This is a genomic window from Mycobacterium sp. (assembly GCF_052143115.1).
Taxonomy (GTDB): Bacteria; Actinomycetota; Actinomycetes; order Mycobacteriales; family Mycobacteriaceae; genus Mycobacterium.
In genome coordinates, this window is record NZ_JBKQTQ010000302.1 from 46,805 (window position 1) to 58,002 (window position 11,198).

Below are 11,198 nucleotides of genomic sequence, written 5' to 3' on the forward strand. Positions count from 1 at the left end.
CACGATGGTCACCATGAACACGTTCGGTGTATGCCCCGTATTTGCGGCTGGCAACACTGGCTCCCACCACGCTGCCCATGCCGCCGCGGCGGCCGGCTTGGCCGCGGAGCACAAGCGCCGTAACGCCGCCGCCGCCGACGCGTCCGTGGATCGGGGCTCTACCTAGGTAAGAGCGCACGATCTCGCCAAATGGCCACGGACCCGAAGTCAAAGGATCCGTGGCCACAGTTTTTGGGTCGACAGCCCATCACCTGGTCCGGATCTCCGCAAGACCGCCGCCAGATCAGGGAGCAGGTGAACCGGATATGTCGACATCGACAGTCCCCGACGAGCAGCAGCCGGAGTTGCCTTGTCACGTCGGCGATCCCGACCTGTGGTTCGCCGACAGCCCGTCCGATTTGGAGCGCGCCAAGGCCTTATGTGCCGACTGCCCGATTCGAAGCGAGTGCCTGGCCGCGGCATTGCAACGCGAAGAGCCGTGGGGAGTGTGGGGTGGGGAAATCCTCGACCGCGGCTGCATCGTCAACCGTAAACGGCCGCGTGGACGTCCGCGCAAAGATTCGATCGCTGCATAACTCAGAACTCCACGTCGAGATTGACGTTAGTGCAAGTGCGCCCGAGGTTTTCTGCACTGGCGTCGATCTCGGCGCCTTCGCCGATGCGCTCAGACGACGACCGTGTCGGGTTCGGCGAAGCCGGGAATCAGCTCCTCCGACAGCGCCCTGATCGGCACGTGCGCATCCAACTGGCACAGAATCGCGGCCACCGACGCGATAACCCGCATCGGGATTGCCAGCTTGGGCGGCAAGTCCATCTGTCGGGCCGTCTTGATCTGCGACACCGATCGATCCATCTGACTTATCGTCATCTTTTGCAGCCACTTGCGGGTGTAGTGGAAGACCTCAACCTCGACGGGTTGGACATACTGACGCAGCATCTCGTCGATGTCGCGCACCGACACCTGCTGGCCTTTCTGAATGAAGCCGACCTTTTCCATCGTCGGCAGCAACAGGTCGTAGTTCTTTTCGCGGGCCAGCCGGATCGTCATTCCAAGCTCTATCGGGAACCCACCGGGAAGCGGTGCCACCGCGCCGAAATCGATGACACCCATCCGGCCGTCGGGCAGCAGCATGAAGTTGCCCGGATGGGCGTCGCCGTGCATCATCTCCAGCCGGCGCGGCGCGTCGAAAGTGAGCTCGAGCAGCCGGGACCCCAACAGATCACGCTGTTCGACGGTGCCGTCGCGGATGATCTCCGCCATGTGCGTGCCGTCGATCCACTCCTGAACCACGACCTTGGGGGCGCTCGCCACGATGTGCGGGACCAGGAAGTGCGGGTGACCCTCATACGCCTTGGCGAATGCCCGCTGGTTGTCGGCCTCCAGCCGATAGTCGAGTTCCATCTCGGTGCGCTCGATCAGCTCATCGACGACACCCTGCACGTCGGCGCCCGGAGCAAGCTGTTTGACCACACCGACCATGCGCTGCATGGTCTTCAGGTCGGCACGCAGCGCCTCGTCGGCGCCCGGGTACTGGATTTTGACGGCCACCTCGCGACCGTCTGACCACACCGCCTTGTGCACCTGCCCGATGCTGGCCGAGGCCACCGGTGTGTCGTTGAAGTCGGAGAACCGTTGGCGCCACTTGGTTCCGAGCTGGGCGTCGAGCACTCGGTGCACTTTCGCGGCGGGCAGCGGCGGCGCATCCTTTTGCAGTTTCGTCAGCGCTTCCCGATACGGTTCGCCGAACTCGTCGGGAATCGCTGCCTCCATCACCGACAGCGCTTGGCCGACCTTCATCGCGCCGCCCTTGAGCTCGCCGAGAACGGTGAACAGCTGGTTGGCGGCCTTCTCCATAAGTTCGGCGTTGACCTCGTCTTTCGACTTACCGGTCAGCCGCTTGCCGAACCCGAGCGCTGCCCGGCCGGCGAAGCCGACCGGAATGCTGGCCAGCTTCGCGTTGCGCGCGGCGCTCTTACGTTTGATCTCCGACACCTAACCATCATCCATGACGGGTCGCAGCTTGCCGCATCGATCTGGCAACCGGTGCTGTCAGCACGCACACAGGGGATGTCTGGGCCAGTGCCGGGCCACAATCGAGCCGGCGTGGACGTCGAACTCCAGGGTGACGTTCAACGCCGGAGGCGGTCCGGGCTCACGCCCGGCCTCCGATCCGCGCACCGCGCCGATCACCCGGTTGACCTGGCTCAGCGCCAGCGCCGCCGTCGCCAGCAGGGTCGCGCGATCGGCCACACCGACGGTGTCACGCAGCTGTGCGGCGACGGCAGGCCACGCCGCATCGCGGTCCCTGCGGTGCAGATCCGCGCACCCCAAACAGCTGGTGACGCCGGGGATGACCAGCGGACCGACCAGGCCGATGCCGTCGCGCACCCGGACCGCGAGGTGGGCGACGCCCTGGCTGTGCAGGTCGCGCAGCATCCGCGGGTCTGCGACCAGGTTGTCGGACAACACCACCAGGTCGGCTTCGGCGGAAGTCACTGCCGCGTGAGGTTGGCTGCTCTGCTTGACCCGCGCGCCCGAACAGCGCAGCGACTCGACCAGCAGTTCTGACAGCGGGCCGCGACCGTGCACACGGATCGATGCCGACCGGACGGGCCGGGGCCGGTGGCCACGGGTGGCGACCCCGGCCGCGACCAGCTGCGCGACCAGACCGCCCAGCTCGCCGGCGGCCACGCCGCCCTGCCGGTCGGCTTGACGTTGCAGCTCGCTCATCGGTATCGGTGAATGCATCGTCCGCAACAGCATGGCCAAACCCGCGGACGTCAAGCCGCGCGGCGGGCGGACCAGCACGGCGCGGCGCGGACTCCATCCCACCTGAACGGCGCCGTCGGGGCGCAGCAGCACCGGCAAAGCCGGGTCCAGCGCATACAACGGCGGCGTGGGCTGCGCCATTCTGGCACTGTGCCACGGCGGGGCGGGACGGCCGGCTCAGCTATCCACAGAGCCAGCGCCGTCGTCGGGGTCGGCGTGGCCAGCATCTGTGCCCCGCTCGAACTCGGCGATCGCCTCATCGATTCCGCTGGTATCGCCACCGATAACCCGGTCGATGAACGCCGCCGGGTCGTCCAGGTCTTCTGTCTCGGGCAGCAGGTCGGGGTGCTGCCAGACTCCATCGCGGGCGTCGACACCGGCGGCCTGGGTCAGCCGCTCCCACAGCACGCCCGCCTCCCGCAGCTTGCGGGGCCGCAGCTCGAGGCCGACCAGCGTGGCGAAGGTCTGCTCTGCCGGTCCGCCGGTGGCCCGACGCCGGCGCAGCGTCTCGCCGAGGGCGGCCGCGCCGGGGATGCGGTCTCCGAGCGCCGCATTCACCACCGTCTGTACCCAGCCCTCGATCAGCGCCAGCAGCGTCTCGAGCCGTTCCAGCGCCTGGGTCTGCTCCGGCGTGGCCTGGGGCTCGAACACGCCTTGGGTCAACAGCTGCTCGACGGCGGCGGGATCGTTCAGCGTGGCCGGGTTGAAGTCGCGGGCCAACTCCTCGATTCCCTGCATGTCGATCTTCATGCCCTTGGCGTAGGCCTCGACGGCGCCGAGCAGCTGACTGGCCAGCCACGGCACGTGGCTGAACAACCGGTGATGGGCGGCCTCACGAGCCGCCAAGAAGGTGACGATCTCGCTGCGCGACTGCTCGAGCCCGGCCGCGAAGGACTCGATGGCGTTCGGCAGCAGTGCGGCTATTCCCTTGGGCCCCAACGGCAAACCGATATCGGTGGACGTCAAAACCTCGCACGACAACCGGGCCAGCGCCTGGCCCAGCTGCGACCCGAATGCCATGCCGCCCATCTGCGACATCATCGACAGCAGCGGACCGGCCATGTTCTTGGCCTCTTCGGGCAGCGCCGCCGCCCACACCGTCGCGATCTGCTGGGCCATCGGATCGCACAGCCGCTTCCACGTTTCGAGGGTGTTGTCCACCCAGTCGTTGGGGGTCCACGCGATCGCCTTGCTGGTACCGGCCGGCAGCGCGGTCACCCCGTCGAGCCAGGTTTCGGCAAGGTGGACGGCGTCGCCGATCGCCTGGTTGGTGGCGGCCGGGATCGGCGCCACGAATCCGATCGAACTCGACGCCAGCTGCCGGGCCAGCTCGTAGTTCACCGGCCCGGAGGCCTGGCCGCCGGCCATGGCCGAGCCTGCGCCGCTGAACATTTGTCCGAGCCGGGTAAAGATCTGGCCCAGGTCGGCCATGTCGAATTCGCCGCCGAGTCCGCCCAGACCGAACGGGTCGGCGGATCCTTTGCCGGAATCGGGATCGTTTTCCCCGCGCTTTTCGCGGTCCGGGTCGTCTCCGCCGGAGAACCCGAAAGGCAGGTCAGCCATGCCCCTAACGGTACTCACCGGCCGGGCGCGGCGCGCGATCCGCCGTCACGCTCTGAGTGAACCGGCCGCCAATTCGCCCTGACCAGTCCGTCTAGTGTTAGCGAGGTGAACAGGCGGATTCTGACGCTGATCGTGGCGCTGGTGCCGATCGTGGTCTTCGGTCTTCTGCTTGCGGTGGTGACGGTGCCTTATGTGTCACTTGGCCCGGGCCCTGCGTTCGACACGCTCGGCGAGGTCGACGGCAAGCAGGTCGTCGACATCAAAGGCACCCAGACGCACCCGACGTCGGGTCACCTGGACATGACGACGGTGTCGCAGCGTGACGATCTGAGCTTGGCGGAGGCGCTGACGCTGTGGCTTTCCGGGCAGGAACAGCTGATGCCGCGCGACCTTGTCTACCCGCCGGGCCAGTCGCGGCAAGAAATCGACAAGGCCAACGACGCCGATTTCAAGGAGTCCGAACACAGCGCCGAGTACGCGGCCCTGGGATACCTGAAGTACCCGCAGGCCGTCACCGTCGCGGCGGTCAACGATCCCGGGCCGTCGGTGGGCAAGCTGCAGGCGGGCGACTCCGTGCAGGCGGTGAACGGTACGCCGGTCGCCACCGTCGAGCAGTTCACGTCCTACTTGAAGAACACCAAACCCGGCCAGCCGGTCACGGTCGACTTCCACCGCAAAAACGCATCCCCCGGCGTCGCTCAGATCACGTTGGGCAGCAACAAGGACCGCAAGTACGGCTTTGCCGGCCTCTCGGTGATGGACGCGCCGTGGGCGCCGTTCGTGGTCGATTTCAACCTCGCCAACGTCGGCGGGCCCTCGGCGGGTTTGATGTTCAGCCTGGCGGTCGTCGACAAACTCACCACCGGCAATCTCGCCGGCTCCAAGTTCGTCGCCGGCACCGGCACGATCAAGCCCGACGGCACAGTGGGCCGTATCGGCGGCATCGTGCACAAGATGACTGCCGCCCGCGACGCCGGGGCGACGGTATTTCTGGTGCCCGCCGAAAATTGCTATGAGGCAACCTCCGATAAGTTGCCCGGACTGCAATTAGTAAAGGTCGACAACCTCGGTGGAGCGGTGAATGCGCTGCATGCCGTGACCTCCGGCGGCCAGGCGCCGAGCTGCTAACTGATGCGTACAGTTGTGATACGTCGAGGACGACGGCCTAAGAAGAAGGACTGTCCGCTGTCGACATGGAGCAGGGAGCTTAGCTAGTGGGTATGCGGCCCGCCGCGAGAATGCCGAAGCTGACTCGGCGCAGCCGGACTCTCATCACGATCGCCCTGGCGGTGATCTTGCTGCTGCTGGTCGGCCCGCGCTTGATCGACGGCTATGTCGACTGGCTCTGGTTCGGCGAGCTTGGCTACCGGTCGGTCTTCACCACCGTGCTGCTGACCCGGCTGGTGTTGTTCCTGGTGGTGGGGCTGCTGGTCGGTGGCATCGTGTTCGCCGGCCTGGCGCTGGCCTATCGCACTCGGCCGGTGTTCGTGCCGAGCAACGGCAACGATCCGGTGGCCCGGTATCGCACCGTGGTGATGTCGAGGCTGCGCGTGATCGCAGCCGGGATTCCGGTCGCGATCGGCCTGCTCGCGGGGATCATCGCGCAGAGCTACTGGGTCCGCGTTCAGCTGTTCTTGCACGGCGGCGACTTCGGCATCCACGATCCACAGTTCGGCAAGGACCTCGGCTTCTATGCATTCGACCTGCCGTTCTACCGGCTCGTCCTCAGCTTCTTTTTCGTGGCGCTGTTTTTGGCTTTCGTAGCAAATCTGTTGACGCACTACGTTTTCGGCGGTATCCGGCTGTCCGGGCGCACCGGCGCGCTGAGCCGTTCGGCCCGCGTCCAGCTGATTAGCTTGGTCGGCACACTGGTGTTGCTCAAGGCAGTTGCCTACGGGCTGGACCGCTACGAGCTGCTTTCGCACACCCGCGCCGGGAAGCCTTTCACCGGCGCTGGGTACACAGATATCAACGCGGTGTTGCCCGCCAAGCTGATTCTGCTGGCGATCGCGTTGATCTGTGCGGCCGCGGTGTTCACGGCGATCGTGTTGCGCGACTTGCGAATTCCGGCTATCGGCCTGGTGCTGCTGCTGCTGTCGTCGTTGATCGTCGGCGCCGGCTGGCCGCTGATCGTCGAGCAGATCAGCGTCAAACCCAATGCCGCGCAGAAGGAACGCGAGTACATCAGCCGAAGCATCAGCGCGACCCGGCAAGCCTACGGCCTCACCAACGACGTTGTGACCTACCGCGATTACAGTAACGACGGGCGGGCGACCGCCGAGCAGGTCGCCTCCGACCGCGCCACCACCTCCAACATCCGGCTGCTCGACCCGACCATCGTCAGCCCGGCGTTCACACAGTTCCAGCAGGGCAAGAACTTCTACTACTTCCCCGACCAGCTGTCCATCGACCGCTATCTCGACCACGACGGCAATCTGCACGATTACGTCGTCGCCGCCCGCGAGCTCAACCCGGACCACCTGATCGACAACCAGCGGGACTGGATCAACCGGCACACCGTCTACACCCACGGCAACGGCTTCATCGCCTCGCCGGCCAACACCGTGCGCGGTATCGCCAACGACCCCAACCAGAACGGCGGATACCCGGAGTTTCTGGTCAACGTCGTCGGCGCCAACGGCGGAGTGCTCTCCGACGGTCCGGCGCCGCTGGACCAGCCCCGGGTCTACTTCGGGCCGGTCATCTCCAACACTCCAGCCGACTACGCGATCGTCGGAAAGACCGGTGTCGACCGGGAGTACGACTACGAGACCAACACCGAGACCAAGAACTACACCTACACCGGAAGCGGCGGAGTGCCGATCGGCAGCTGGGTGTCGCGGAGCGTCTTCGCTGCGAAGTTCGCGGAGCGAAACTTCCTGTTCTCCAATGTGATTGGGTCCAACAGCAAGATCTTGTTCAATCGCGATCCGGCGCAGCGGGTTGAGGCGGTGGCGCCGTGGTTGACGACCGACAGCAACATATACCCGGCGATCGTCAACAAGCGGCTGGTGTGGATCATCGATGCCTACACCACGCTGGACAATTACCCGTATTCCGAGCTCACCTCGTTGTCGTCGGCCACCGCCGACTCCACCGAAGTCGCCTTCAACCAGCTGGTGCCCGACAAGCAGGTGTCCTACATCCGCAACTCGGTGAAGGCCACCGTCGACGCCTACGACGGGACGGTCACGCTTTATCAGCAGGACGAGCGCGATCCGGTGCTCAAAGCGTGGATGAAAGTCTTCCCCGGGACCGTCAAGCCCAAGAGTGATATCACCGCCGAATTGGCTGCCCACCTGCGCTATCCGGAGGACCTGTTCAAGGTGCAGCGGATGCTGCTGGCCAAATATCACGTCAACGATCCGGTGACGTTCTTCTCCACGTCGGATTTCTGGGATGTGCCGCTGGACCCGAACCCAACCGCCAGCAGCTATCAGCCGCCGTACTACATCGTCGCGAAAGACATTGCCAAAGCTGACAATTCGGCGTCGTTCCAGTTGACGAGTGCGATGAACAGGTTCAAGCGGGACTACCTGGCCGCTTACATCAGTGCCAGCTCCGATCCGGCGACTTATGGCAAGATCACCGTGCTGACCATCCCGAGCCAGGTCAACGGGCCGAAATTGGCCAACAACGCGATCACCACCGACACCGCGGTGTCCCAGGACCTTGGTGTGATCGGGCGTGACAACCAGAACCGGATCAAGTGGGGCAATCTGCTCACGTTGCCGGTCGCCCAGGGCGGGCTGTTGTATGTCGAGCCGGTTTACGCCTCACCCGGCTCCAGCGACGCGGCCTCGTCGTACCCCCGCCTGATCCGGGTGGCGATGATGTACAACGACAAAATCGGATACGGCCCCACGGTCAGCGACGCGCTGACCGGGCTGTTCGGGCCCGGCGCCGGCGCGACCGCGGCCGGGATCGCGCCGACCGAGGCGGGCGCTCCCGCCAGCCCGCCGCCGGGCGCTTCGCCGCCGGCCGACGGTGCGCCGCCGCCGGCGGCTGCGGCCGTCCCGCCGTCGCCGAACGGGGCGGTGACCCTGTCCCCGGGAAAGGCCGCCGCGCTCAAGGACGTCGAGGCGGCACTAGGCGCGGCCCGCGACGCCCAGAAGAGCGGCGACTTTGCCGCTTACGGATCCGCACTGCAGCGGCTCGACGACGCGATTACCAAGTACGACAACACCAAGTGACCTGTCTCCCAGGCGTCGTCGACGCAAGGAGGTATGCCAGATGGCCGATAGGGATCAAATTCCGGTGACGGTTGTGCAGCCCGGGGAAGGACAGTACGTAGCGCTCCCGGGTTTTGGGGCTGTGTTCAAGCTCTCCAGCCGCGCCAACGGCGGCGAGGTGTCCATCGTCGAGCATCCGTTCGAGGTGGGCTTGCTCACCGCGGCGCACCGGCACACCCGCGAGGACGAGCATTCGATCGTGTTGGCCGGCGAGATCGGCTTCCGCTCGGACGACAGCGCGAAGTCGTCCTCGGTCCCGGTGGCTACATCACCAAGCCACGCGGGCAAATGCATGCCATGTGGAACGCCGGCAGCGAGCCCGGCCGCATCATCGAGATCATCACTCCGGGCGGGTTCGAGAATTACTTCCGCGAGCTGGGTGAGCTGCTCGTCGAGCATGCGAATGACCCGCTCGGCAAGGTTCTGCACGAGCTGCCTGAGTTCGGCGAGCTGGCCGACAAATACGGGCTGACCTACGGCTCGCCGGACTGGATGGACGACATCAGACAGCGCTATGGGCTGAACCCGCCGTCGCACTGAACCCGTCACCTCCGCTGAGCGCGGGATTTGGCGGCCTCGCGAGCGTTCGGTAACCTGGTATTTACCCGTCGCGGGGTGGAGCAGCTCGGTAGCTCGCTGGGCTCATAACCCAGAGGTCGCAGGTTCGAATCCTGTCCCCGCTACCAGTCGAAACGGCCCCCGGAGACTCCTCCGGGGGCCGTTTTCATGGTCGTTGGCCACGTCTTTGGCCACATTAGCTAGGCTTTCTAGTTAACTGGATACGCCTTCACGGGGTGGGTCCCCACTCTTTTTTCTATGACGTTTAAGGAATCCTGGCTCTGCGGCTTTTTGGCCGACGTTTGCCAAAATGTGGGTTTTGCGCAGAAGTTCACTGCTAAGCGGCTCAAAAGCCGGTCCTGGTAGGCGTCTTGCTCTGTGCCCTGGCCTCGGGCGATTGCCAGGGCGGGTGTGACGCAAATTCACTTGCTCTGGCAGATGGTACGACGATGTATCAGCTACGCCACCTGTGTGCCACGGAGATTCACGACCAGACGCATGACGTGCGGCTCGTCCCGATACTCCTGGGGTCACCCGTCGTAAGGCACCACGCAGCGCTACACCGCGGTCGACGGCACCAAGGTCGGCAAAGTCATTATGAGGCGCTATGGCCGATCGCAGGGCGACTGATTTCGCCTGGCCATTCCGGTCGACTCACGGCGTCGATGTCGTCCCACCGCGGGCGCGGGCGGCCCCATGCTTGTTGGCGGTGATCGTATCCAGCGTTCGGCTCGGCCGTGATGATTCTTTGACGCCGCCGAGCGGCTGTCCGGTTTCGAGTCTGTGCAATCGCGCCATCACCGTCTCAATCAAGCGTTCGGACGGCCAGCCTTCGGTGATCTCGGTGGGCAGGCTCTGGATGCCTGAGCGGACGAGCGCTGAGAATTCGTCGAGCGCCTGCTCGGCTTCGCGAGCGAGGAGGCCCATGGCCTTCGCCTCGTCGAGAAGCGCCTGCCGATCCACCTTGGCAAGCGTCTGCTGGGCACCGATCTTCGCGCCCATGGTCCCTGATAGCTCGGGGTATTCCAGCGTGCAGAGCGAGTCATACAGGGGCGACGCCTTGACCACTCCGTCGTGCAGCATCAGTGAGTAGTTCTTGCCGTGGCCGTCCTCGTCGCCGACGACCACGCGGAATGCGACCTGCTTGTAGATGTTCACGATTTCCTGCTGTGGGGAGTCGGCGAACTCGCGAAGCACGCGAGCCATGCGTTCGGACGGCCGACCGATCAGGTATTTGTCTTTCGGGCGGAGCCCGACGGCCTGGCACATGTCCTCCTGGTGCAGGCGGTGTATTGTTCCGTCGCTCTTGACGGTGCGGTCATAGCGCTCGACGACGAGCGCGGTCGTGTCGCCGAGCCGCTCGGTCCAGGATTCGTTGTTGGACAGTCCGCATTCCCGGGACAGGGCGAGTACCAGTGCCTCGTTTTCGGCGCTGTGGGGCCACACGGTGGTGGGCTTGATGATGTGCGTCGAGGGGTACCCATCGACCGGCGCGCACCACTCCCCGTTCACGCGGGTCAGCAGTAGTTTGTCCTGAGCACCCCCCAGTGACATCCGGATTCCCCTGGCGGGGTCCGCACCCAGAGGTCTCGTCGGCAGATTCCGGATGAGGTCGGCAAGTTCCTGCTCGCTCAGCGGAGAAGACGGATGACCCTCGGTCGGTAACCCCTCTCCGGAAGGCATTAGGACAACCGCCCCAGCGCATTCCCGCCCGTATTCGGCAAGGAGTGCCATGACATCGGAAGGGGTCGCAGGAGCACCGGTTAGATCGAGTTCTACGCCTCGCAGGCGTGCGGCGGCGGTCTCCAACGCGCGACCTTCCGGAAGCAGTCCTTCCAGGAAGGACCATGAAACTGATGGTGCGTTTGGTCCCGGGATCGAGGGCAGGGAGCAGGACAGGATTGGCGCGCCACCGCCGTAGCCCAGGCGCCCCTCGTCGGTGTACTCGATCACGACCTTGCGTCCCCCTGATTTCGGGGTGACTCGCGCTGTCAGTACTCCGTGCAGCCAAATATCCAGGCTCATAGGGCTTTCCAGCCTTGGCGGGGGCGGAGCACCAGTTCGAGGTCAAGCGC

8 protein-coding genes, 1 tRNA gene and 1 pseudogene are annotated in these 11,198 nt (G+C 65.2%); 6 read left to right on the forward strand and 4 right to left on the reverse strand.

Features of this window, described 5'->3' with window-relative positions; all coding sequences use genetic code 11:
• The first annotated feature begins 4 nt into the window (after positions 1-4).
• Positions 5-166, forward strand: a complete 162-nt coding sequence (locus tag ACLQI9_RS30105; protein WP_442375889.1) for a hypothetical protein — start codon at positions 5-7, stop codon at positions 164-166.
• A gap of 139 nt (positions 167-305) precedes the next feature.
• Positions 306-575, forward strand: a complete 270-nt coding sequence (locus ACLQI9_RS30110; RefSeq protein ID WP_442375890.1) for a WhiB family transcriptional regulator — start codon at positions 306-308, stop codon at positions 573-575.
• Between the two features lie 89 nt (positions 576-664).
• Here ACLQI9_RS30110 and ACLQI9_RS30115 read toward each other — a convergent pair whose 3' ends face one another.
• The 3 genes from ACLQI9_RS30115 to ACLQI9_RS30125 are packed head-to-tail and all read right to left on the reverse strand — an operon-like array spanning position 665 to position 4,351.
• Positions 665-1,993 (reverse strand): macrolide-binding ATPase MABP-1, encoded by a 1,329-nt coding sequence (locus tag ACLQI9_RS30115; protein WP_442392651.1) that lies wholly within the window; start codon positions 1,991-1,993, stop codon positions 665-667.
• Positions 1,994-2,050: 57 nt separating this feature from the next.
• A complete protein-coding gene (locus tag ACLQI9_RS30120) occupies positions 2,051-2,911 on the reverse strand; it encodes a cyclodehydratase (RefSeq protein WP_442376209.1) in 861 nt (286 codons plus the stop codon).
• 36 nt (positions 2,912-2,947) lie between these two features.
• Positions 2,948-4,351 (reverse strand): zinc-dependent metalloprotease, encoded by a 1,404-nt coding sequence (locus tag ACLQI9_RS30125; protein WP_442376207.1) that lies wholly within the window; start codon positions 4,349-4,351, stop codon positions 2,948-2,950.
• Positions 4,352-4,438: 87 nt separating this feature from the next.
• Here ACLQI9_RS30125 and ACLQI9_RS30130 point away from each other — a divergent pair, with 87 nt between their 5' ends.
• The 4 genes and pseudogenes from ACLQI9_RS30130 (at position 4,439) to ACLQI9_RS30145 (ending at position 9,251) form a co-directional block, all read left to right on the forward strand.
• Entirely contained in the window at positions 4,439-5,461 is a 1,023-nt protein-coding gene (locus ACLQI9_RS30130; RefSeq protein WP_442376205.1) for a YlbL family protein, read from the forward strand.
• Between the two features lie 86 nt (positions 5,462-5,547).
• Positions 5,548-8,526, forward strand: coding sequence for a UPF0182 family protein (locus tag ACLQI9_RS30135; protein WP_442392653.1), 2,979 nt, complete (start codon positions 5,548-5,550; stop codon positions 8,524-8,526).
• A gap of 40 nt (positions 8,527-8,566) precedes the next feature.
• Positions 8,567-9,105, forward strand: a pseudogene (locus ACLQI9_RS30140) (cupin domain-containing protein).
• 69 nt (positions 9,106-9,174) lie between these two features.
• Positions 9,175-9,251, forward strand: a tRNA-Met gene (locus tag ACLQI9_RS30145).
• A 526-nt stretch (positions 9,252-9,777) separates the two neighbouring features.
• On the opposite strand, the gene ACLQI9_RS30150 is transcribed toward ACLQI9_RS30145, so the two are convergent.
• The gene (locus ACLQI9_RS30150) at positions 9,778-11,148 is read right to left on the reverse strand and encodes a HipA domain-containing protein (protein ID WP_442376201.1); all 1,371 of its coding nucleotides are present in this window, start codon (positions 11,146-11,148) and stop codon (positions 9,778-9,780) included.
• Between the last annotated feature and the right edge of the window lie 50 nt (positions 11,149-11,198).

Excerpts from the sequence above, each read along its gene's own strand:
- ACLQI9_RS30105 (WP_442375889.1), top strand. The coding sequence starts at position 5 with ATGGTCACCATGAACACGTTCGGTGTATGCCCCGTATTTGCGGCTGGC.
- ACLQI9_RS30110 (WP_442375890.1), top strand. The coding sequence starts at position 306 with ATGTCGACATCGACAGTCCCCGACGAGCAGCAGCCGGAGTTGCCTTGT.
- ACLQI9_RS30120 (WP_442376209.1), bottom strand. The coding sequence starts at position 2,911 with ATGGCGCAGCCCACGCCGCCGTTGTATGCGCTGGACCCGGCTTTGCCG.
- ACLQI9_RS30150 (WP_442376201.1), bottom strand. The coding sequence starts at position 11,148 with ATGAGCCTGGATATTTGGCTGCACGGAGTACTGACAGCGCGAGTCACC.